Source organism: Streptomyces maremycinicus (assembly GCF_001184025.1).
Taxonomy (GTDB): domain Bacteria; phylum Actinomycetota; class Actinomycetes; order Streptomycetales; family Streptomycetaceae; genus Streptomyces; species Streptomyces maremycinicus.
The window spans coordinates 114,375-133,150 of the sequence record NZ_BBYG01000009.1 but is presented as its reverse complement, the minus strand read 5'-3'; the positions used below and the strand labels follow the sequence as shown (position 1 = coordinate 133,150).

Below are 18,776 nucleotides of genomic sequence, written 5' to 3'. Positions count from 1 at the left end.
CGCACGGCTGAAGGGGAACATGCCATGAGCGCCGAGGACCTCGAGAAGTACGAGACCGAGATGGAGCTGAAGCTCTACCGGGAGTACCGCGATGTCGTCGGTCTGTTCAAATACGTGATCGAGACCGAGCGGCGTTTCTACCTCACCAACGACTACGAGATGCAGGTGCACTCGGTCCAGGGCGAGGTGTTCTTCGAAGTGTCGATGGCCGACGCCTGGGTGTGGGACATGTACCGGCCGGCCCGCTTCGTGAAGCAGGTACGGGTACTCACGTTCAAGGACGTGAACATCGAGGAGCTCAACAAGAGCGATCTGGAGCTTCCGGGGAGCTGAGCCCCCGGAGGCGGCCGCTCGTGTGGGTGACCGGGTTTTCCACAGGCCCCGGGTTGTCCACCAAGATCCTTTCCGGGGCGGCGGATGCGTGAGCGTGGGTGCCGGAGGTGGTGCCCACATGGACACGAACACGAACGCGAACGCGCACACGACGGCGGACCGGGCCCGGGGCGCATGCGGCAGGTACGGCGAGGAAGTGGCCGCACGGCGGCTGGTCGAGGCCGGGATGACGGTCCTGGAGCGCAACTGGCGCTGCGGCAGGGCCGGTGAGATCGACATCGTCGCCCGCGACGGCGACGTCCTGGTGGTCTGCGAGGTGAAGACCCGCAGCGGCGGCGGATTCCAGCACCCGATGGCCTCGGTGACGCCCGAGAAGGCCGAGCGCCTGCGCGACCTGGCCGAGCGGTGGATCCAGGCGCACGGCGGAGCACCGCCGGGCGGCGTCCGCATCGACCTGGTCGGCGTCGTCCTGCCCCGCCGCGGCGCGGCCGTCGTCGAGCACGCGCGGGGGGTGGCCTGAGATGGGCTTCGCGCGTACGTGCTCGGTGGCGCTGGTGGGCGTCGAAGGGGTCGTCGTCGAGGTGCAGGCCGACCTCGAACCGGGAGTCGCGGCGTTCACGCTGGTGGGGCTGCCGGACAAGAGCCTGACCGAGAGCCGCGACCGGGTCCGGGCGGCGGTGGTGAACTCGGGCGGCGAATGGCCGCAGAAGAAGCTGACCGTCGGACTCAGCCCGGCCTCGGTGCCCAAGGGCGGCAGCGGCTTCGACCTCGCCATCGCCAGCGCGGTGCTCGGCGCGGCCGAGCGGATCGACCCACGGGTGCTCGCCGACATCGTCATGATCGGAGAGCTGGGCCTGGACGGCCGGGTGCGCCCGGTCCGGGGCATCCTGCCCGCCGTGCTTGCCGCGGCCGACGCCGGATACGAACAGGTGGTCGTGCCGGAGTGCGCCGCCGCCGAGGCGGCACTGGTCCCCGGGGTGTCCGTGCTCGGGGTGCGCAGCCTGCGGCAGCTGATCGCGATCCTCGCAGACGAGCCGGTCCCCGACGAGGAACCGGAGGAGGCGGGCCGCCCGGATCCGCTGCTGGCCGGCCTGCGGATGCCCGGCACCGGAGCGGCCACCGGGATGCACAGCATGGGCGCCGCCCACCAGGAACAGGAGCACGACCTCGCGGACGTGATCGGTCAGGGATCGGCACGGACCGCGGTGGAGGTGGCCGCGGCCGGCGGACACCATCTCTTCCTGGAGGGACCGCCCGGGACCGGCAAGACCATGCTCGCGGAACGTCTGCCGGCCGTGCTCCCCAGGCTGAGCCGGCAGGAGTCGCTGGAGGTCACCGCGGTCCACTCGGTGGCCGGGCTGCTGCCACCGGGCAAGCCCCTCATCGACGTGGCCCCGTACTGCGCCCCGCACCACTCGGCCACGATGCAGTCACTGGTCGGGGGCGGGGCCGGATTCGCCCGGCCGGGCGCCGTCTCGCTGGCCCATCGGGGGGTGCTCTTCCTCGACGAGACCCCCGAGTTCGGCAGCCACGCCCTCGACGCCCTGCGGCAGCCGCTGGAGGCGGGCCATGTGGTGATCGCGCGCAGTGCCGGCGTGGTCCGGTTCCCGGCACGGTTCCTGATGGTCCTCGCGGCGAACCCCTGCCCGTGCGGGCGGTTCTCGCAGCGGGACACCCTGTGCGAGTGCCCGCCCTCCGCGATCCGCCGCTACCAGGCCCGTCTCTCCGGCCCGCTGCTGGACCGGGTCGACCTGCGGGTCGAGGTGGACCCGGTCAGCCGGGCCCAGCTCGCGCACCGCGGTCCCGGCGGGGAGTCCACCGCGATCGTCGCCGACCGGGTCAGGGCCGCCCGCGAGCGGGCGGCGGCCCGGCTGGCGGGCACCCCGTGGCGGACCAACAGCGAGGTGCCGGGGCGGGAGCTGCGCAACCGGTGGCATGCCGCGGTCGGCGCCATGGACGAGGCGGAACGCGGCCTGGAGCGAGGGGTGCTGACCGCCCGGGGACTCGACCGGGTCCTGCGCGTGGCCTGGACCGTCGCCGACCTGGTCGGCCACGACCGGCCCGGCGCGATGGACGTGAACCTGGCCCTCCAGCTGCGCACGGGAGTGCCGCGCGGGGTGCCGATGGCCCTCGGGGCCCTGACGTGAACGGCGGTGGTGAACCGGCCGCCGACCGGCTCGCCCGGGTCTTCCTCGGGCGGGTCCTCGAACCCGGCGACGAGGTGGGCGGGCAGTGGGTGCGCGAGCGGGGCGCGGCGGAGGTGGTGCGCCGGCTGCGGGACGACGGGGAGCCGTTGCCCGGGGTGACCGCGCGGCGCTGGGCCGGCCTGCGGGCGCGGGCCGGGCAGGCGGAGCCCGAGCGGGATCTCGCCGTGGCGCGGGAGGCCGGGGTGCGGTTCGTGTGCCCGGGGGACGCCGAGTGGCCGGGGACGCTGGACGAGCTCGGGGACGCCCGGCCGGTCGGCCTCTGGGTGCGGGGGCGGCCCGGTCTGCGGATGTGGGCGCTGCGCTCGGTCGCCGTCGTCGGCGCCCGCGCCTGCACCGAGTACGGCGCCCACATGGCGGCCACCCTCTCCGCCGGCCTCGCCGAGCGGGGCTGGGTGGTGGTGTCGGGCGGCGCCTACGGGGTGGACGGCGCCGCCCACCGGGGCGCTCTGGGGGCGGGCGGCGCCACCGTCGCCGTCCTCGCCTGCGGGGTCGACCGGCCCTACCCGCGCGGCCACACGGCGTTGATCAACAGGATCGCCGAACAGGGGCTCGTGATCGGCGAGTTGCCGCCCGGCGACCATCCGACGCCGAGCAGGTTCATCCTGCGCAACCGGGTGATCGCCGCGCTCACCCGGGGCACGGTCGTCGTCGAGGCCGCCTACCGCAGCGGCTCGCTGGTCACCGCCCGGGCGGCCCAGCGGTTGGGCCGGCACACGATGGGCGTCCCGGGGCCGGCCACCAGCGGCCTCTCCGCCGGTGTGCACGAACTGCTGCGGGGAGAGGCCGTGCTGGTCACCGATGTCGCGGAGGTCGTCGAACTGGTCGGTGACATGGGTGAGCTGGCCCCCGACCGGCGCGGTCCAGCGCTGCCGCGCGATCTGCTGGAGCCGGCCGCCCGCCGCGTCCTGGCCGCGCTGCCCGCCCGCAGACCCGCGCCGGCCGAGGAGATCGCCCGCGAGGCCCGCACCACGCCGGACGACGCGATCGCGAGACTGTACGAACTCAGAGCGCTCGGCTACGTCGAACGACACGGCGACGGCTGGAAGTTGACACGCCAGGCGGTGGTCTCCGTTCGAGCGGGTCGGCGTCCGTGTTGACCCGGGGGGTTCGGCCGTCCGGGGGAACGTCGAAAGCCTTGGGGATTCCGGCAGTTGACGCACCGTCGGGGTCGACCGCGAAGACCGACGTGACCCTGGAGTGCGCTCAGCGGAACGTATCTGCGTACCGGTCCGGGCTCCGCCTTCGCGCACCGCGACACCCCAGTCACGCTACGCTCACGAGGATTCCGGCACAGACCGGCACCTCTGCACCACGCGGTACCCACCACACGCACTTCACGGCAGAACGGCACAAGGCGACGAATGCCCCAGCACACCTCCGGGTCCGACCGGGCGGCGATCACCCCAGCCGCCCGTGACGGTGGCAGCGTGCGGCCGCCCGCTCCCTCGACACTCGACGAGCTGTGGCGGTCGTACAAGGCGACGGGGGACGAACGGCTGCGTGAGCAGCTGATCCTGCACTACTCACCGCTGGTGAAGTACGTGGCGGGCCGGGTGAGCGTCGGCCTGCCGCCCAATGTGGAGCAGGCCGACTTCGTGTCCTCCGGGGTCTTCGGACTGATCGACGCGATCGAGAAGTTCGACATCGGACGGGAGATCAAGTTCGAGACCTACGCGATCACCCGGATCCGGGGCGCGATGATCGACGAGCTCCGGGCGCTGGACTGGATCCCGCGGTCGGTGCGCCAGAAGGCGCGCAACGTCGAGCGGGCCTACGCGACGCTGGAGGCGCGGCTGCGGCGGACTCCGTCGGAGTGCGAGGTGGCCGCCGAGCTGGGCATCGCGGTGGAGGAACTGCACGCCGTCTTCAGTCAGTTGTCGCTGGCCAACGTGGTGGCACTGGAGGAGCTGCTGCACGTCGGGGGCGAGGACGGGGACGGCCTCAGCTTCATGGACACGCTGGAGGACACCGCCGCGGACAACCCCGTGGAGGTGGCCGAGGACCGGGAGCTCAGGCGGTTCCTCGCCCGGGCGATCAACACGCTGCCCGCCCGGGAGAAGACGGTCGTCACGCTCTACTACTACGAGGGCCTGACGCTCGCCGAGATCGGGAACGTGCTGGGGGTGACCGAGAGCAGGGTCAGCCAGATCCACACCAAGTCCGTCCTCCAGCTGCGCGCGAAACTGGCGAGCTTCGGCCGCTGAACGGAGGGCGCGGCGCCCTGACCGGCGGACGGCCTGGGCAGAGGGCACTGCCCAGGCCGGCGGACGGGCGCGCGGAGGGACGGGGGCCCGCAACGGTGGCGGGCGCAAGGACGGGCGGGCGGAAGGACGGGCGGGGTCACTCCCGCCGCGGGCGGCGCGTCCGTAGAGTGGTCGACGTGCCAAGGATTCGAGCGGCCTCCGTGGCCGAGCACCGGTCGATGCAGCGTGCCGCCCTGCTGGACGCGGCACGCTCCCTGTTGTCCGAGGGCGGGACGGAGGCGCTGACCTTCCCGGCCCTCGCCGAGCGCACGGGCCTCGCGCGCTCGTCCGTCTACGAGTACTTCCGGTCGCGGGCCGCCGTGGTCGAGCAGCTGTGCGAGGTCGACTTCCCCGTCTGGGCGGCGGAGGTCGAGTCGGCGATGGCCGCGGCCGAGGGGGCCGAGGCCAAGGTCGAGGCGTATGTGCGCCGGCAGCTCGCCCTGGTGGGCGACCGGCGGCACCGCGCCGTCGTGGCGATCTCGGCGAGCGAGCTGGACGCGGGGGCCCGGGAGAAGATCCGGGCCGCGCACGGCGGGCTCGTGGCCATGATCGGCGCGGCGCTGGCTGAGCTGGGACACGAGGAGCCCCGGCTGGCGGCGATGCTGCTCCAGGGCGTGGTGGACGCGGCGGTGCGGCGGATCGAACTGGGGGCTGCGGAGGATCCCACCGCGATCACGGACGCCGCGGTGACGATGGTGCTGCGCGGCGTCCGGGGCTGACTCACGGCAGGGGCACCCCGAGCACCGGCAGCAGCCGCGACGGGCCGCTCCGGCGCAGCCACGGGGGCAGCAGCGACAGCGGGTCCAGATAGGTCCGGCCGCTCAGCAGCCCCCAGTGCAGACACGTCCGCGCGCAGTGCGAGCCCGTCGGCTCCACGGTGCCGACGACCGCGCCCGGCGCCACCTCGTCGCCCTTGCGCACCGACGCCCGTACCGGCTCGTAGGTGGTCCGCAGGGGCGGCACACCCGTCGCCGACAGCTCCACCGAGACGACGCCCCGGCCCGCCACCCGGCCCGCGAAGGACACCCGGCCGGCCGCCACCGCCCGTACCGCAGCGCCCGGCGGCGCCGACAGGTCGATGCCCCGGTGGCCGCGGGCGTACGGGCTCGCCGGGGGTTCCCAGCCGCGTACCACCGCCGGACGGGTGCCCACCGGCCAGGCCCGGCCGACCGCCGGGACGGTCGGCCCGGGGAGCGCCCGGGCGCCCGGTGCGGGCTGCGGGACCGCCCACGCCACCGTGGCCACCGTCAAGAGCGACAGCATCGACAGCATCGGCAGGGACGGCAGGAACGGCAGCAGGGCCGTGAATCGCTGTGCGTTCATGACGACACCGTCCCGCGTCGCCGGGACCGGGGCCCGGACCTGTGGACCACCCGACGGTTGTGGACAGCGGCGTCACCCGGTGCCCCGCCGGTCCCGTACACTTCTTCTGGCGATCCGGGTCACCGGGTCGACTTCGCACGCCCCGGTATCGGGGACCGGCCACGGTCGGTTCTCCGGTATCCGCGCCCCTCGGTCCTTCGTGGCTCGGCGCACCGCGGGCGTCAGGCGCGGGAGCCGTCCGGTCCCCGCGGCACAACCGAGAAACCCAAGGAGAACGGCCATGGCCGTCGTCACGATGCGGGAGCTGCTGGAAAGCGGCGTCCACTTCGGTCACCAGACCCGTCGCTGGAACCCGAAGATGAAGCGCTTCATCTTCACCGAGCGCAACGGCATCTACATCATCGACCTGCTCCAGTCGCTGTCGTACATCGACCGCGCCTACGAGTTCGTCAAGGAGACCGTCGCCCACGGCGGCACGGTCATGTTCGTCGGCACGAAGAAGCAGGCGCAGGAGGCCATCGCGGAGCAGGCCACCCGCGTCGGCATGCCCTACGTCAACCAGCGCTGGCTGGGCGGCATGCTCACCAACTTCTCGACCGTCTACAAGCGCCTTCAGCGCCTCAAGGAGCTCGAGCTCATCGACTTCGAGGACGTCGCCGCCTCGGGTCTGACGAAGAAGGAGCTCCTGGTCCTCTCGCGTGAGAAGGCCAAGCTGGAGAAGACCCTCGGTGGTATCCGCGAGATGTCCAAGGTGCCCAGCGCCGTCTGGATCGTGGACACCAAGAAGGAGCACATCGCGGTCGGCGAGGCCCGGAAGCTCAACATCCCGGTCGTCGCCATCCTCGACACCAACTGCGACCCCGACGAGGTCGACTACAAGATCCCGGGCAACGACGACGCGATCCGCTCCGTCACCCTGCTCACCCGCGTGATCGCCGACGCCGTCGCCGAGGGCCTCATCTCCCGTTCCGGCGTCGCCACCGGCGACAAGGGTGACAAGGCCGCCGGCGAGCCGCTGGCCGCGTGGGAGCGCGACCTGCTCGAGGGCGAGAAGAAGGCGGACGGCGAAGAGTCCGCCGAGAAGCCGGCCGAGGCCGCTGCCGAGGCTGAGGCCCCCGCCGCCGAGGCGCCCGCCGCCGAGACCGAGGCGCCCGCCGCCGAGGCCCCCGCCGCCGAGGCCGCTCCGGCCGCCGAGGGCGAGCAGGCCTGAGTCAGGCCGTAGGCCGCACGGTCGCCGACGCGTCCGTACGGCCCTAGGGACGAAGTGACGGCGGGGGGTGCCCAGCGCACCGCCCGCCGTTCACCCACAGCCCCCCAGATCTTCGTAGATCTTCGAGACTTCGAACTCCGAGAGAGATTCACAGATCATGGCGAACTACACCGCCGCTGACGTCAAGAAGCTCCGTGAGCTCACCGGCGCCGGCATGATGGACTGCAAGAAGGCGCTGGACGAGGCCGAGGGCAGCGTCGACAAGGCCGTCGAGGCGCTCCGGATCAAGGGCCAGAAGGGCGTCGCCAAGCGTGAGGGCCGCTCCGCCGAGAACGGCGCCGTGGTCTCGATCATCGCCGACGACAACACCTCCGGCGTCCTCGTCGAGCTGAAGTGCGAGACGGACTTCGTCGCCAAGGGTGACAAGTTCCAGGCCGTCGCCAACGCGATCGCCGAGCACGTCGCCAAGACCTCCCCGGCCGACCTCGAGGCGCTGCTCGCGTCCGAGATCGAGGCCGGCAAGACCGTCCAGGCGTTCGTGGACGAGGCCAACGCCAACCTCGGCGAGAAGATCGTGCTGGACCGCTTCGCGCAGTTCGCCGGTGGCTTCGTGACCGCGTACATGCACCGCACGATGCCCGACCTGCCCCCGCAGATCGGTGTCCTCGTCGAGCTGGACAAGCCGAACGCCGACGTCGCCAAGGGCATCGCCCAGCACATCGCCGCCTTCGCGCCGAAGTACCTCTCCAAGGAGGACGTGCCGGCCGAGGTCGTCGAGTCCGAGCGCCGCGTCGCCGAGGAGACCACCCGCGCCGAGGGCAAGCCCGAGGCCGCCCTGCCGAAGATCGTCGAGGGTCGCCTCAACGGCTTCTTCAAGGACGCCACGCTGCTCGGCCAGCCGTACGCGCTGGACAACAAGAAGTCCGTCCAGAAGGTCCTGGACGAGGCCGGTGTCACCCTGAAGCGCTTCACGCGCATCAAGGTCGGCATCTGAGTCCGTGCCGCTATCGACGCTCCGGCCCGATAGGGTCGGAGGCAGTCGTCCGGTACGCCGTCACGCGCGTGCGTGACGGACGACAGCAGATCTGACGAGGAGGCCATTGCCGCGCACGGGTTGGAACACCCCACCGGCAATGGCCTTCTTCGCATGTGCACCACGTGAAAGAGGCGGGATTCTCCCATGACCACCAAGGCCCAGACGAGCGACGACGGCAAACTGCGCGGCCGGTTCATGCTGAAGCTGTCCGGGGAGGCATTCTCCGGCGGCGGGGGCCTGGGCGTGGACCCCGACGTGGTGCACAAGATCGCCCGTGAGATCGCCGCCGTCGTCCGTGACGGTGCCGAGATCGCGGTCGTGATCGGCGGCGGCAACTTCTTCCGCGGCGCCGAACTCCAGCAACGTGGCATGGACCGCGCCCGCTCGGACTACATGGGCATGCTCGGTACGGTCATGAACTGCCTCGCTCTCCAGGACTTCCTGGAGAAGGAGGGCATCGACAGCCGCGTGCAGACCGCCATCACCATGGGCCAGGTCGCCGAGCCGTACATCCCGCTGCGTGCCGTGCGGCACCTGGAGAAGGGCCGCGTGGTCATCTTCGGTGCCGGTATGGGCATGCCGTACTTCTCCACCGACACCACCGCCGCCCAGCGCGCCCTGGAGATCGACGCCGAGGCGCTGCTGATGGGCAAGAACGGCGTGGACGGCGTCTACGACTCCGACCCGAAGACCAACCCGGCGGCCGTGAAGTTCGACGCCCTCGGCTACGGCGAGGTCATCACCCGCGACCTGAAGGTCGCCGACATGACCGCGATCACGCTGTGCCGCGACAACAAGCTTCCGATCCTCGTCTTCGAGCTTCTGACCGAGGGCAATATCGCTCGCGCCGTCAAGGGTGAGAAGATCGGCACGCTTGTGGGTGAGCAGGGCAGCCGGGCCTGACCGGTGGACCCCGTAGGACCCCGGTTTCGTACGACGACACCTGACCGGGGGACGGACCCTGGCCGGGGGATGGACAATGTCCTGCCGGTCGGGAACCGTGCAGGAAGAAGACGCGACGCAGCCGGCCGCCGCCTCCGCAGGGAAGTGCAGCCGGGCCTACTCAAGACACGCAGGAGCAAGTGGTGATCGAAGAGACCCTCCTCGAGGCCGAGGAGAAGATGGAGAAGGCCGTCGTGGTCGCCAAGGAGGACTTCGCCGCGATCCGCACCGGCCGTGCGCACCCGGCGATGTTCAACAAGATCGTTGCCGACTACTACGGCGCACCGACGCCGATCAACCAGCTGGCTTCGTTCTCCGTGCCGGAGCCGCGCATGGCGGTCGTGACGCCGTTCGACAAGACCGCGCTGCGCAACATCGAGCAGGCGATCCGCGACTCCGACCTGGGCGTCAACCCGAGCAACGACGGCAACATCATCCGAGTGGTGTTCCCCGAGCTGACCGAGGAGCGCCGCCGCGACTACATCAAGGTCGCCAAGGGCAAGGGCGAGGACGCCAAGGTGTCCATCCGCGCGGTCCGCCGCAAGGCCAAGGACGCGATCGACAAGCTGATCAAGGACGGCGAGGTCGGCGAGGACGAGGGCCGCCGTGCGGAGAAGGAGCTCGACGACACCACCGCGAAGTACGTCGCGCAGGTGGACGAGCTCCTGAAGCACAAGGAAGCGGAGCTGCTCGAGGTCTGATGAACGACTCTTCCTGGGGCTCACCGCCACACGCCGGGTCGCGGGCCGGGTACTGGGAGCCCGCCGGCCAGGGGCCTGTCCAGGGGGCCGCCCCGGCGGGTCCCGCGTACGATGCGCCTGAGGCGCAGCAGACTCGCCCCATGCCCATCGTCCCCGACGTACCCGCGCACGGCGGAAACCAGGATGACGACCGGGGGGCCGCTCGGTCGGGCGGCCCCTTGTTCCCGGACCGGCCCTACGGCAACCAGTCGTACGGCACCGCCGCCCACGGCCACGACACACCGTCGGCACAGCCCCCTGCGGCGGTGCCGCAGAATCCGGAGCCCATGCCCGACGCCTCTCACCCGGCGCCCGCACCCCAGAAGAAGAGTGCGGGCCGTGACCTGGGCGCGGCCATAGGGGTCGGCGTCGGGCTCGGTGTGGTGATCATCGCGTCGCTGTTCGTGGTCAAGGCCGTGTTCATCGGCGTGATAGCGATCGCGGTCGTCGTCGGCCTGTGGGAGCTGACCAGCAGGCTTCAGGAGCGCAAGGGCATCAAGGCGCCGCTCGTGCCGCTCGCGGTCGGCGGCGCGGCGATGGTCGTCGCCGGATACGTCCGGGGTCCCGAGGGAGCCTGGGTCGCCATGGCCCTCACCGCGCTCGCGGTGCTGGTCTGGCGGATGACCGAACCGCCCGAGGGCTATCTGAAGGACGTCACCGCCGGCGTCTTCGCGGCCTTCTACGTCCCGTTCCTGGCCACGTTCGTCGCCCTGATGCTCACCGCCGACGACGGAGCGTTCCGCGTCATGACGTTCCTGGTCCTGACGGTCGTCAGCGACACGGGCGCGTACGCCGTCGGCTGGCGTTTCGGCAGGACCAAGCTGGCTCCGCGCATCAGCCCGGGCAAGACCCGCGAGGGCCTGCTCGGCGCGGTGTCGTTCGCGATGGTCGCCGGCGCGCTGCTGATGCAGTTCGTGATCGACGACGGCACCTGGTGGCAGGGCCTGCTGCTCGGCCTGGCCGTCGCGGCCAGCGCCACGCTCGGCGACCTCGGCGAGTCCATGATCAAGCGGGACCTGGGCATCAAGGACATGGGCACGCTGCTCCCGGGCCACGGGGGCATCATGGACCGCCTCGACTCGCTCCTGCCCACGGCCCCCGTGGTCTGGCTGCTGCTCGTCCTGTTCGTGGGCTCCGGCTGACCCACGGGCACCACCGGTTCCACGGGCACCACCGATTCGGCGGGCACCACTGGTTCCACCCGCATCACCTGCACCACCGGCTCCTACGGGCCCCTTTCCCGCACTTCGGGGAGGGGGCCCGTTGCCGTGGGCGCCGGTGATCGGCGGCGACCGGGGCACCGTAGTGGATCTGCGACACTGGTAAAGCCATGCCTAAGCCCGGAGAACTGATCTCCCACGGGCACGAAGAAGCCCCCTACCAGCGGTTTTGTCGCCAGTAGGGGGCCGTCTTGTGCCCGGTGGGCCGTCCCTGGGCCGTCAGGGCTCCTGGGCCGTGCCGAAGACGTCGTCCAAGGCCCGGCGAGCCCGCTCACTGCTGCTGGGCATCAGGTGGGCGTACACCCGCAGCGTCATCGCCGGATCGGCATGGCCGAGGTACTCGCTCACGGCCTTGATGCTCTCGCCCGCGTCCAGTAGGACCGAGGCGTAGAAGTGGCGAAGGGCATGCATCCCGTGCTGCCGGGCGGAGGCGTACGGCTTCCCGAGTTCCGGGGTCGGGATGAGGCCGGCCGCGGCAAGGGCGCGCTTCCACTCGTGAAAGTTGAAGTTGCTTCGCCAGACGATGCCGCCGACCGTGTTCGTGAAGATCAGACGCCGCTCGGTGAGCGGGCCGTCCGGGCGGCCCCACGGCAGCTTGATGCCCACGGGCGGGTGATTCTTCATGTGCTGCCGTAGGGCCGAGGCCACCGACGTCGGCAGCGGTACGTCCCGCTCCTTGTTGCCCTTGGGCGGAGCGAACACCGCGACACCCCGGATCAGCTTGACCTGAGTGGTGACCCGCAGCGTGTCGCCGTCGAGCTGTACGGTGTCCTCGGCCAGACCGATGATCTCGCCCTGTCGGAGACCACAGCCGCTGCCCACGGAGACCATGGCCTGGTACCGCTCGGGCAGGGCGTCGCGGACCGCGCACACCTGGGACGGGAGCCAGGGCACGACCCGGGCGGTCGAGACGGCCGGCGGGCGGACAGATGCCGCCGAGCACGGATTCCGGGCGAGGTGGCCGTCATCCACGGCGGCCGACAGGACCGCGCGGACGTTCGCGTAGATGTTGCGGGCGTAGCTACCGCCTATCGAGTCGTTCTCCAGGTCGCGCACGAACTCGCGGATGTGGACCGGCCGGAAGGACCCGAGCGGACGCGCCCCGATGCGGGGGAAGGCGTGCAGCCGAAGCCGGGTCTCCACTCCGATGCGCGTGTTCAGGTCGGTCGTCTGCCCGGTGATCCAGCGTTCCGCGTACTGCTGGAAGGTCATGCGGGCGGCCTTCGGGTCGACGTACTGGCCGCGGGACATGTCGGCCGCCGTCTCGGCCAGCCACTCCTCCGCCTTGCGCTTCTGACGGTCGGGGAAGGACCGGCTCTTTTCGGTGCCGTCCGGCCCGACGTACCGGGCCCGGTAGCGGAGACCGCTGCCATAGCGGTCGGTCTTCGCCTTCACCGGCTTGCCGTGGGGACCGGCCTCTGTCTTGTACCAGCGATCTTGCACGTGGCCCGGCATCAGGCGGCCACCTCGGTCAGACCGTCGACCCACTCGCGAAGCCGGACGGGGTCGTAGCGAAGGTGCCGGCCGACGCGGAAGGCCGGAGGACCTGTGCGCTTCCGTCGCCACTGATACAGCGTCTCGACCGGCACACCGAGCAGCTCGGCGACGTCGGCCGGGGTCAGGTACCGCTCGGGAAGCGTGCTGACGGTCATGCGGCGGTTCCTTCCAGGACGAGGTGGTCGCGTAGGGCTTCGCGGGCGGTTTCGCGGTTGAGTTGGAGGCCGCGGGCGATGGTGGCGGCGAGGGCGGATTCGCCGGGGGTGTGGCCGTGTCCGGCGTACTGCCAGTCGGCCAGGACGAGGACGGTGTCCGGCTCCTGGTCCTCGAGGCCGAGGGCGGCGTGCTCCTGGGCGGCGCGGTAGTCGGCGCGGGCCTGCCGGAGTTCGCCGAGGGTGGTCGAGTAGCGGCGGGACTTCGAGGAGAAGTGACCGCGGAAGCCGAGCATGTGAGCCCAGGCCCACAGGCGGCGTTCGGGGTACAGCGGGTCGAGTTGCTTGCAGGCCTGGATGAGTCGGCGGGCGTGGTCGGGCACGCCGTGGCGGTCGAGTTCGGCGAGTTCGCCGATGCGCCGGTCGAGCGTGCCCGTGTTCTCGGCAGCCTTGGTGGCGTACTTGGCCACGTACGAGGCGACGGCCTGTTCGGTGATGTCGGAGCCGTCGCCGAAGGCCTTGATGGGGCGGACGTCGAGCTGTCGGCCCCATCGGAACGTCCGGGCGGGTTGGTCCCCGGCGGCGGGCACCGAGACGGACGTGTAGGAGTGGGTGGCGGCGGCCTGGATGGCGTCGGCGAGGAGTTCGACGGTCGCCCAGGCCGGGGGCGCGGTGTCCGGTCCGTCGGGGCCGTCGATCCGGATGACGGCGTGGAAGTGCAGGGCACCGCGCTTTTGGAACTCGGCAACCTTGCCGTAGGAGACCCGGGCGGCTTCCTTCAGCTCGCGTTGGGACAGGCCGGCGCGGGCGGCGATCTCGCGACGGAGCCGGTTGGTGAAGCGCTGCCAGAGCTGGCCGGCGTGGTTGTTGAACAGGACGGCGCCCGCGTAGTCGTAGGTGGCCGGGTCGAGGGCGGTGCCGAGGGCGGGGTCATCGGCCTGGTGGTGGGTGCCGCAGCGGCAGACGCCATGGTCGGGGCGGTTGTGGACGCGGCCGAAGGACGGGGCGGTGAGGGTGGCGAAGATGCGCGGGTGGTCGCGGACGGCAGCGGGGATGTTCCGGCGGTCGTCCCCGGCGAGGCCGGCGCGGATCAGGTGGTAGGTGTCGCCCGCGTACGTCCAGGCGCAGGAGGGGCAGCGGGAGGCGCGGCGGTTGCCGCAGGCGAGGCGCAGGCGTCCGCCGGGCTCGTTCTCGGTGGAGTAGTGGTGCAGGGTCTCGCCGGTGGTCTTGTCTTTGGTGAGGGTCCAGCCGGTCAGATGGATGGGGTCAGCGCAGCCGCCGGTGCGGCGGATCTGGTCTTCCCAACGGTCGTAGTCGGACGCCGAAGCCACCCTCAGCAGGTCGCCGAGGGTGGTCGGGTCGAGCAGGGTGTCAGGCACGGGCGCCCTCGCGGTTGCGGCGGGTGCGGGCGGTGCCTGTGCCCTGGCAGGCCGGGCAGTGCGCGGTGATGGTGCGCAGGCAGCCGCGGGCGTCACGGCCGCCGAGGGTGACAGCGACGTAGGCGAAGCCGTCGCAGGCCGGGCAGATCCTCGGCGGGGGCGCGCTGGGGTGGGCCATGATGGTGGTTCCTTTCGATTGCGGTTGGAAGGAACGGCCCCGGGTGGCGGCGTGCTTGGCGGCTTGTGCGCCACCCGGTGGCCTCTCAGCGAGCAGTGCGGGAGCCCCGGCGGCCACGGCCTTTGGCGGCGTACATGGCCGCATCGGCGGCGGCGAGCGCGTCGGGCAGGCAGGGCACCGGAAGCTCGGCGATCGGGCAGGACCCGACGGAGGCGGCCAGCGGCAGCGAGACGCCGTCGTAGTCGAGCGGCCGGTGAAGTGCGGCGGTGAGCGCGTCCAGGTCGACGGCGGCCAGGTCCCGCACGACCGCGACGAATTCGTCTCCGCCCAGTCGGCCGGCGGTGCCGGTGTGTCCGCACCAGGTGCGCAGCCGGTCGGCCGTGGCGACGAGGGCGGCGTCCCCGGCGGCGTGGCCGTGGGTGTCGTTGAGGTTCTTGAAGTGGTCGAGGTCGACCAGGAGGACGGCGGCGTTCGGGTGCCGGCGGATGAGGTGGTCGGCGCGGTCGGTCCATCCGGTGCGGGTGTGCAGGCCGGTGAGCGGGTCGCGGCGGGCGCAGGCGAGGCGGCGGGCGAGGACGCTGCCGTGCACGGCCCAGCCGAGTAACGGCAGGATGCTCACGGTGGTGTGCGGGTCGATGGCGTTCTCCTTGGCGATGCGGTTGGCGTACCGGAACGCGGTCCCAGAGGCGGCGGCGTGCTTGGCGGCTTGTGCGTCGCCCCGGGACCGTTCAGCGGCGGTGCTGGGAGGAGATGAGCGAGCGGATGACCAGGGCGCAGACGGCGACCGAGGCGGCGGTGACGGCGACCGCCAGGAGCATGGAGACCAGCACCGTGCCGACGACCAGGACCACGGCCGTACCGCCGCCGACCAGAGCGAGGACCGAGCCCGGGGTGAGCTGCACCGTGGGCCGCGTGGACACCGGAGCGGGCGCAGCGACCGGGGCAACGAGGGCGGGCTGGTGCTGGATGACGGCGGTCGGCTCGACGACCCGGGCGGGCGGGGTGACGAGGCCGGTCGGCTGCGGCATGACCGGGAGCTTCGGGCGGAACATGGCGGATCTCCCTTCTCAGGTGACTACTTGACGGCGGTGTCGATGACGGGGGCGAGGAGGCTGTCGGCGATGAGGTAGCCGCCGAGGAGCAGCACCAGGACCAGCCAGAGCGGCGGGCGGAAGAGCTTGCAGCCGAGGTAGCCGACGACGGCGAGGGCGAACCAGAGCGGGACCTGCATGGCGGTGTCTCCTAGCGGACGCGGCAGCGGTGGGTGCGGGCGGCGAGCTGGGCGGCGGTGCCGCTGGAGTAGTCGGCGGACCAGCCGCAGCGGTCGGCGGTGCAGACGGCGGCGTGCTTGGTCCGGCCGTTGCGGTCGCGGTGGGTGCCGATCTGCACGGGGCCGATCCGCATCACGGAGTGGAAGTTGTCGCGGGCGGGCATGGCGGTCAGTCCTTCCGGGCGGTGGGGTCGGGGAAGCTGGCGCGGATACCGGCGGCGGTGGCCGGGTCGGTGGTGCGTCGGGCGGCTTCCTCGGCGAACAGGTGGGCGAGGTAGGGCCGGTTGGCGGCGGTCATCTCGCGGGCAGCGTCGAGGTGGTCGGCGGCGGTCAGGTCGGCGGGGTCGGAGGTCACCTGTCGTTCCTTCCGGTCAGGCGAGCTGGGCGGCGATGGCGTCGGCGAGGTGGGGCGGGACGCCGAGGCGGGCGCGCAGGGTGTCGGTGTCGATCGGGCCACCGGTGCGGTCGCGGTACTCGGCGGCGACCTTGCGGGCGTGGTCGACGAGGACGGCAGGAACTGCGGGCGTCGAGTCGGCAGGTGGCAGGGCCGGGGGCTCGTCCACCAGGGCAGGTGAGGGCTCCGGTTCGAGCACGGGCACGGATTCGGGGAGCGGCTCAGGGTCGGTGACGGCGTCGGGTTCCGGGGCCGGGGCAGGTGCCGGCGGGGTGGGTGTGTGGTGGTCGGCGGAGTGGGCGAGGAGGGTGCCGCCGAGGAAGGCGAGGGCGGGCCATCCGGCGATGCCGAGGCGGAGCAGGGCGGGCGGGTCGGCGAGGTCGAGGAATCCGGCGGTGGCGATGTTCGCGCCGAGGGAGGCGAACAGGGCGATGAGGAACCAGCACCAGGCCAGCCGCGACGGACCCTCGGAGCGCAGTCGTCGCCAGGCGGCGACCAGGAGCAGGTCCACGCTGATCGGGTAGGCCCAGGCCTTCCAGCCGTTCTGTCCGGCAGCGGCGGCCAGGTCGTGCAGGTGGGCGAAGGACAGGGCACCGGCGATGACGGCTTGGACCAAGACGGCGTCCACGCGCAGACCGTGACGGGCGGCCATCAGGACTCCTCACCGGGAACGGCGGGCGGCTCGGGGAGCGAGGCGGCCAGGGCGGGGCTGACGGCGTCCACGAAGTCGAGGTCCGCGCCGCTGGTGTCGGCGTACAGGGCGAGTTGGCCGAGCAGCAGGACGGTGCGGGCGAAGTCCTCGCAGTCGGGGCACATGACGGGGGTCTCCCTTCATCAGGCATGGCAGGGGTAGGGACCGGGCGTGCAGGCGGTCGCAGCGACCGTGGAGCGGGAGGGATCAGGCCGTGGCGGGAGCGGCCTCGGCCAGCTGCTCGACAGCCGGGGCGGTGCCGGTCAGCTCGGGCCGGAAGGTCGCGAGTTCGGGCAGGTCCGGGGTGCGGTCGGCGTGCCGGTTGCAGGTGTTGACGGCCTGGCGCAGGGAGGTGCGCGGGGCGCGGATGCGATGCCAGCCCCCGGTGGAGTCCCCGGCAATGGCGACCCCGCGCAGTTCGGCGGGGATCTGGATGGCGGCCAGGACGGCGTCCGGGGAGATGTCTCCGAAGGCCATCTTGGCGCTGGTCTCGTCGTTGACGCGGTGCGCGGTGCGGCCGGTGAGCTGGGCGCGCAGCATGGTGATGCCGTCGCCGAGTTCGGAACCGAAACGCTGCCCGCAGACCTCGAGGTAGATGCCGGCCGCGCGGCCGAGCTGGGCGAGACGGACCAGAGCCTTGATGATCCGATCCCGGCGCGGGTCGCTCTTCTTCGTGGCCAGCGCGAGTTCGGCGACCTCGTCGACCAGGACCACCACCGGCACGGGCCGCAGGTGTTCGGGCAGGTCCCAGATGTCGGCGGCTATCTCCGCGTCCGCGATGGCGGAGGTGATGCGCTGCTCGGCCCGGATCACCTGGTAGACGCCCTCCATCCGGGACACCAGCGCATCCAGCAGCTCGGCGGCGGTATCGGGGTTGTCGGCCAGCGCGGAGAAGCGGCGGGCCAGAGGAAACAGCTCGACGCCTTGCTTGCAGTCGATGCCGACCAGGGCGACGTCCATCGGAGCGAGCCCGGCGACCAGGTTGCGCAGGTAGACAGACTTCCCGGACTCCGTGGCACCGAGGGTCAGGGCGTGCGGGACAGCCCGGTAGTCGCGGAAGTGGACGGTCCCGTCCTCGCGCAGGGCGACCGGAACCCGCATCGGGCGGGTGTCGGCCGTGGCGGGCATCTGCACGCGCTTGAGGACGTCATAGCCGGTCATCCGCACTTCCACGACCCCGGAGCGCACCTCACGCGAGGTGACCCCGTACATCGAGAACGAGTGCCGCAGCCGGTCCGAGGAGGCGGCGACGTCGAAAGCATCCTGTCCCGGGCGCAGTCCCAGCCGCAGGACCAGGCCGGTCCGGGTCGGCCGGAAGCGCAGGATGCGCGGCGGGCGGGACTGCGGGACGTCCCGGCCTGCGACCCGGGCCAGGGCGAGCCGCCAGCGCGAGGGCGGGACGGTCAGCCCGCAGGCGTCCATGACGGAGGTGTAGCGGACCAGGACCCGCAGCGTGGCGAGGGTGACGCCGAAGGTCATCCAGTACCAGGCGGGACGCCGCCACCGCAGGACACCCGCAGCGGCGACGACCAGCACCAGAGCGACCGTTAAGGCGGTCATGATCAGGCCGCCTTGGACTGCGCGGCAGCGGCGACCAGCGAGGTGACGGCGACCGCGCGGAAGGCGATCCCGTGCCGCTTCTGACCGTTGAAGTCGTTCTCCCACGGCCGGGCGACCAGCCCCGTGAGCGCGACCGGGGTACCCATGGCCAGCTCACCGGAGATGCCCGGCTCCGGGACCGCGATGGACAGGATCTCCACCTCGTCGTTCGCCGCGAACATCACGTCCACGGTCATCATGTTCGCGCCGGTCTCCATGTCGGTGGCGATCTCGCCCGTACGGCGGTCCTTCACCTTGGGCTGCGGAGTCTTGGCGACCATCACGGTCGCGGCGGAGGTGTCCACTGGGATCTGACGCATCGTCTTGTCTCCTGCTGTAGTGGTCTGTTGACCGACTCCCGT

At 71.9% G+C, this 18,776-nt stretch carries 25 protein-coding genes; 11 read left to right on the top strand and 14 right to left on the bottom strand.

Annotated features, from left to right (window positions below):
* Positions 1-24: 24 nt before the first annotated feature.
* The 6 genes from AOQ37_RS05165 (at position 25) to AOQ37_RS05140 (ending at position 5,502) form a co-directional block, all read left to right on the top strand.
* Positions 25-333: a DUF2469 domain-containing protein gene (locus AOQ37_RS05165; protein WP_005311352.1), complete on the top strand. Its 309-nt coding sequence runs from the start codon at positions 25-27 to the stop codon at positions 331-333.
* A gap of 88 nt (positions 334-421) precedes the next feature.
* Positions 422-853 (top strand): YraN family protein, encoded by a 432-nt coding sequence (locus AOQ37_RS05160; RefSeq protein ID WP_078890014.1) that lies wholly within the window; start codon positions 422-424, stop codon positions 851-853.
* 1 nt (position 854) lies between these two features.
* Positions 855-2,480, top strand: a complete 1,626-nt coding sequence (locus tag AOQ37_RS05155; protein WP_062641710.1) for a YifB family Mg chelatase-like AAA ATPase — start codon at positions 855-857, stop codon at positions 2,478-2,480.
* Positions 2,477-3,637: a DNA-processing protein DprA gene (gene dprA / locus AOQ37_RS05150; protein WP_062641708.1), complete on the top strand. Its 1,161-nt coding sequence runs from the start codon at positions 2,477-2,479 to the stop codon at positions 3,635-3,637. Before AOQ37_RS05155 ends, dprA begins: the two co-directional genes overlap by 4 nt.
* A 264-nt stretch (positions 3,638-3,901) precedes the next feature.
* Positions 3,902-4,744: an RNA polymerase sigma factor WhiG gene (gene whiG / locus AOQ37_RS05145; protein ID WP_062641706.1), complete on the top strand. Its 843-nt coding sequence runs from the start codon at positions 3,902-3,904 to the stop codon at positions 4,742-4,744.
* Positions 4,745-4,944: 200 nt separating this feature from the next.
* Positions 4,945-5,502 carry a TetR/AcrR family transcriptional regulator gene (locus AOQ37_RS05140; protein ID WP_062641704.1) on the top strand — a complete coding sequence of 186 codons (558 nt, stop codon included), beginning with the start codon at positions 4,945-4,947 and terminating at the stop codon, positions 5,500-5,502.
* A gap of 1 nt (position 5,503) precedes the next feature.
* Here AOQ37_RS05140 and AOQ37_RS05135 read toward each other — a convergent pair whose 3' ends face one another.
* Positions 5,504-6,106: a M23 family metallopeptidase gene (locus tag AOQ37_RS05135; RefSeq protein ID WP_107085112.1), complete on the bottom strand. Its 603-nt coding sequence runs from the start codon at positions 6,104-6,106 to the stop codon at positions 5,504-5,506.
* 280 nt (positions 6,107-6,386) lie between these two features.
* On the opposite strand from AOQ37_RS05135, the gene rpsB reads away from it, so the two are divergent.
* From rpsB to AOQ37_RS05110, 5 genes are all read left to right on the top strand, one after another.
* On the top strand, positions 6,387-7,316 hold the full coding sequence (rpsB, locus tag AOQ37_RS05130) for a 30S ribosomal protein S2 (protein WP_062641703.1): 930 nt from the start codon (positions 6,387-6,389) through the stop codon (positions 7,314-7,316).
* Between the two features lie 157 nt (positions 7,317-7,473).
* Entirely contained in the window at positions 7,474-8,310 is an 837-nt protein-coding gene (gene tsf, locus AOQ37_RS05125) for a translation elongation factor Ts (RefSeq protein ID WP_062641700.1), read from the top strand.
* 186 nt (positions 8,311-8,496) lie between these two features.
* Complete coding sequence (gene pyrH, locus AOQ37_RS05120) at positions 8,497-9,255, top strand: UMP kinase (RefSeq protein ID WP_062641698.1); 759 nt, start codon at positions 8,497-8,499, stop codon at positions 9,253-9,255.
* A gap of 182 nt (positions 9,256-9,437) precedes the next feature.
* Positions 9,438-9,995 carry a ribosome recycling factor gene (frr, locus tag AOQ37_RS05115; RefSeq protein ID WP_020128692.1) on the top strand — a complete coding sequence of 186 codons (558 nt, stop codon included), beginning with the start codon at positions 9,438-9,440 and terminating at the stop codon, positions 9,993-9,995.
* A complete protein-coding gene (locus AOQ37_RS05110; protein WP_062641696.1) occupies positions 9,995-11,176 on the top strand; it encodes a phosphatidate cytidylyltransferase in 1,182 nt (393 codons plus the stop codon). The genes frr and AOQ37_RS05110 overlap by 1 nt, the downstream gene beginning before the upstream one ends.
* Positions 11,177-11,473: 297 nt before the next feature.
* Here AOQ37_RS05110 and AOQ37_RS05105 read toward each other — a convergent pair whose 3' ends face one another.
* From AOQ37_RS05105 to AOQ37_RS05055, 13 genes are all read right to left on the bottom strand, one after another.
* On the bottom strand, positions 11,474-12,709 hold the full coding sequence (locus AOQ37_RS05105) for a tyrosine-type recombinase/integrase (RefSeq protein ID WP_062641695.1): 1,236 nt from the start codon (positions 12,707-12,709) through the stop codon (positions 11,474-11,476).
* Entirely contained in the window at positions 12,709-12,906 is a 198-nt protein-coding gene (locus AOQ37_RS05100; RefSeq protein ID WP_062641693.1) for a helix-turn-helix domain-containing protein, read from the bottom strand. Before AOQ37_RS05100 ends, AOQ37_RS05105 begins: the two co-directional genes overlap by 1 nt.
* Positions 12,903-14,282 carry a replication initiator protein RepSA gene (gene repSA, locus AOQ37_RS05095; RefSeq protein WP_062641691.1) on the bottom strand — a complete coding sequence of 460 codons (1,380 nt, stop codon included), beginning with the start codon at positions 14,280-14,282 and terminating at the stop codon, positions 12,903-12,905. The genes AOQ37_RS05100 and repSA overlap by 4 nt, the downstream gene beginning before the upstream one ends.
* A complete protein-coding gene (locus tag AOQ37_RS05090; RefSeq protein WP_062641688.1) occupies positions 14,275-14,460 on the bottom strand; it encodes a hypothetical protein in 186 nt (61 codons plus the stop codon). Before AOQ37_RS05090 ends, repSA begins: the two co-directional genes overlap by 8 nt.
* Before the next feature lie 85 nt (positions 14,461-14,545).
* Positions 14,546-15,097 carry a GGDEF domain-containing protein gene (locus tag AOQ37_RS05085; RefSeq protein WP_062642448.1) on the bottom strand — a complete coding sequence of 184 codons (552 nt, stop codon included), beginning with the start codon at positions 15,095-15,097 and terminating at the stop codon, positions 14,546-14,548.
* Between the two features lie 91 nt (positions 15,098-15,188).
* Positions 15,189-15,512: a hypothetical protein gene (locus AOQ37_RS05080; protein WP_062641686.1), complete on the bottom strand. Its 324-nt coding sequence runs from the start codon at positions 15,510-15,512 to the stop codon at positions 15,189-15,191.
* 23 nt (positions 15,513-15,535) lie between these two features.
* Positions 15,536-15,691 (bottom strand): hypothetical protein, encoded by a 156-nt coding sequence (locus tag AOQ37_RS39615; protein WP_020133124.1) that lies wholly within the window; start codon positions 15,689-15,691, stop codon positions 15,536-15,538.
* 11 nt (positions 15,692-15,702) lie between these two features.
* A complete protein-coding gene (locus tag AOQ37_RS05075) occupies positions 15,703-15,894 on the bottom strand; it encodes a mobile element transfer protein (protein WP_062641684.1) in 192 nt (63 codons plus the stop codon).
* A 5-nt stretch (positions 15,895-15,899) separates the two neighbouring features.
* Positions 15,900-16,085, bottom strand: a complete 186-nt coding sequence (locus AOQ37_RS05070) for a hypothetical protein (protein WP_062641682.1) — start codon at positions 16,083-16,085, stop codon at positions 15,900-15,902.
* 16 nt (positions 16,086-16,101) lie between these two features.
* Positions 16,102-16,776, bottom strand: coding sequence for a DUF2637 domain-containing protein (locus AOQ37_RS05065; protein WP_062641680.1), 675 nt, complete (start codon positions 16,774-16,776; stop codon positions 16,102-16,104).
* Positions 16,776-16,940 carry a hypothetical protein gene (locus tag AOQ37_RS40770; protein WP_199824934.1) on the bottom strand — a complete coding sequence of 55 codons (165 nt, stop codon included), beginning with the start codon at positions 16,938-16,940 and terminating at the stop codon, positions 16,776-16,778. The genes AOQ37_RS05065 and AOQ37_RS40770 overlap by 1 nt, the downstream gene beginning before the upstream one ends.
* Before the next feature lie 82 nt (positions 16,941-17,022).
* Positions 17,023-18,375, bottom strand: coding sequence for an FtsK/SpoIIIE domain-containing protein (locus tag AOQ37_RS05060; protein WP_062641678.1), 1,353 nt, complete (start codon positions 18,373-18,375; stop codon positions 17,023-17,025).
* A gap of 2 nt (positions 18,376-18,377) precedes the next feature.
* Entirely contained in the window at positions 18,378-18,734 is a 357-nt protein-coding gene (locus AOQ37_RS05055; RefSeq protein ID WP_062641676.1) for an SCO3933 family regulatory protein, read from the bottom strand.
* Positions 18,735-18,776: the final 42 nt, after the last annotated feature.

Coding starts and splice junctions, on each gene's coding strand:
- AOQ37_RS05165 (WP_005311352.1), top strand. CDS start 25: ATGAGCGCCGAGGACCTCGAGAAGTACGAGACCGAGATGGAGCTGAAG.
- AOQ37_RS05155 (WP_062641710.1), top strand. CDS start 855: ATGGGCTTCGCGCGTACGTGCTCGGTGGCGCTGGTGGGCGTCGAAGGG.
- whiG (WP_062641706.1), top strand. CDS start 3,902: ATGCCCCAGCACACCTCCGGGTCCGACCGGGCGGCGATCACCCCAGCC.
- AOQ37_RS05135 (WP_107085112.1), bottom strand. CDS start 6,106: ATGAACGCACAGCGATTCACGGCCCTGCTGCCGTTCCTGCCGTCCCTG.
- rpsB (WP_062641703.1), top strand. CDS start 6,387: ATGGCCGTCGTCACGATGCGGGAGCTGCTGGAAAGCGGCGTCCACTTC.
- tsf (WP_062641700.1), top strand. CDS start 7,474: ATGGCGAACTACACCGCCGCTGACGTCAAGAAGCTCCGTGAGCTCACC.
- pyrH (WP_062641698.1), top strand. CDS start 8,497: ATGACCACCAAGGCCCAGACGAGCGACGACGGCAAACTGCGCGGCCGG.
- AOQ37_RS05110 (WP_062641696.1), top strand. CDS start 9,995: ATGAACGACTCTTCCTGGGGCTCACCGCCACACGCCGGGTCGCGGGCC.
- AOQ37_RS05105 (WP_062641695.1), bottom strand. CDS start 12,709: ATGCCGGGCCACGTGCAAGATCGCTGGTACAAGACAGAGGCCGGTCCC.
- AOQ37_RS05100 (WP_062641693.1), bottom strand. CDS start 12,906: ATGACCGTCAGCACGCTTCCCGAGCGGTACCTGACCCCGGCCGACGTC.
- AOQ37_RS05090 (WP_062641688.1), bottom strand. CDS start 14,460: ATGGCCCACCCCAGCGCGCCCCCGCCGAGGATCTGCCCGGCCTGCGAC.
- AOQ37_RS05080 (WP_062641686.1), bottom strand. CDS start 15,512: ATGTTCCGCCCGAAGCTCCCGGTCATGCCGCAGCCGACCGGCCTCGTC.
- AOQ37_RS39615 (WP_020133124.1), bottom strand. CDS start 15,691: ATGCAGGTCCCGCTCTGGTTCGCCCTCGCCGTCGTCGGCTACCTCGGC.
- AOQ37_RS05075 (WP_062641684.1), bottom strand. CDS start 15,894: ATGCCCGCCCGCGACAACTTCCACTCCGTGATGCGGATCGGCCCCGTG.
- AOQ37_RS05065 (WP_062641680.1), bottom strand. CDS start 16,776: ATGGCCGCCCGTCACGGTCTGCGCGTGGACGCCGTCTTGGTCCAAGCC.
- AOQ37_RS40770 (WP_199824934.1), bottom strand. CDS start 16,940: ATGTGCCCCGACTGCGAGGACTTCGCCCGCACCGTCCTGCTGCTCGGC.
- AOQ37_RS05060 (WP_062641678.1), bottom strand. CDS start 18,375: ATGACCGCCTTAACGGTCGCTCTGGTGCTGGTCGTCGCCGCTGCGGGT.
- AOQ37_RS05055 (WP_062641676.1), bottom strand. CDS start 18,734: ATGCGTCAGATCCCAGTGGACACCTCCGCCGCGACCGTGATGGTCGCC.